This is a genomic window from Streptomyces sp. SID12501 (assembly GCF_010550245.1).
Classification (GTDB): Bacteria; Actinomycetota; Actinomycetes; order Streptomycetales; family Streptomycetaceae; genus Streptomyces.
The window spans coordinates 1-722 of record NZ_JAAGLU010000187.1; the positions used below are offsets into that span (position 1 = coordinate 1).

Genomic DNA, 722 nt, shown 5'->3' on the forward strand with positions numbered 1-722 from the left:
GGGGTCTGCATGACGGAGATGACAGCGTCGGGGGCCTTGCCGCCGTTGCCGGCGAGGATGTCCTTGACGTACGCCGACCAGTCGCTGGGCACGGCGGTCGCCGGGACCGAGGCCTTGGCGTAGGACACCGTGAACCCCGCGCTGGTGAACCCCTGTTGGAAGGTCCGGATGCCGAACTTGCCGGCGTCGCTGTCGTTCGCGATGATCGCCACCGACTTGCCCCGCTTGCCGCCGAGCACCTGGCCGATGCCCTCGGGCCAGGTCTGGTTGATGCTGCCGCCGGGGCCGGGGACCAGGCAGCCGTTGAACCCGTAGATGTACTTGGGGCCGCAGAAGGCCGGCAGGGTGCCCCAGCCGAAGGTGGGCACCTGCTCCTGTTCCAGGAAGTCGGCCCCCGAGAAGGTCACCGAACTCATCGGGGAGACCGCGAACACCTTGTCCTGCTGGACGAGCTTGCGGGCGGCGGCCAGGTTCTTGCCGGGGTCCTGGCCGTCGTCCTCCGCGCCGATGTATTCGATCTTCCGGCCATTGACGCCGCCCTCCGCGTTGGCCCGCAGGTAGCGGGCCTTGGCCCCGAGGTCGGTGTCCTTCTTGCTGTAGCCGCCGGCGCTCGTCATCGACACGATGCCGCCGACCTTGATGGAGTCGGCGCTCACCCCGCGCACGGCCTGCGCCCCGCCCCCGGGCTTGCCGGGATCGGTGTGGTTGGAAGCGGAGTTGCA

1 protein-coding gene is annotated in these 722 nt (G+C 69.5%); it reads right to left on the minus strand.

The features are described 5' to 3' along the window. Positions 1–722 (minus strand): ABC transporter substrate-binding protein (locus G3I71_RS45145; protein ID WP_164324713.1); only part of this gene is annotated, 722 nt, incomplete at both ends.